Annotated in this window: 1 protein-coding gene; it reads left to right on the plus strand. The window is 47.4% G+C overall.

What is annotated here, in order from left to right:
* A partial coding sequence (locus E4T71_RS09380) for a Rib/alpha-like domain-containing protein (RefSeq protein ID WP_245165732.1) occupies positions 1-304 on the plus strand: 304 nt, incomplete at both ends.

Raw genomic sequence — 304 nt, forward strand, 5'->3', positions numbered from 1 at the left:
AAAGTCCAGTAGATACTGAGACAGCAGGGGATAAGCCAGCGGTAGTAGTTGTGACTTACCCAGATGGCTCTCAAGATAAGGTTCCAGTAACGGTTAAGGTTGAAGAGGCTCCAAAGCAAGCTGATAGCAATGAACCAACCCCAGCAGATCAAACGGTTAAGGTTGGTGAAACCCCATCAGCGGAGAAATCAATCTCTAACTTGCCATCTCTCCCAGAAAGCACAACAGTCTCCTTTGAAAGTCCAGTAGATACTAAGACAGCAGGCGATAAGCCAGCGGTAGTAGTTGTGACTTACCCAGATGG

This window comes from Streptococcus sp. WM07, assembly GCF_004570525.1.
Taxonomy (GTDB): domain Bacteria; phylum Bacillota; class Bacilli; order Lactobacillales; family Streptococcaceae; genus Streptococcus.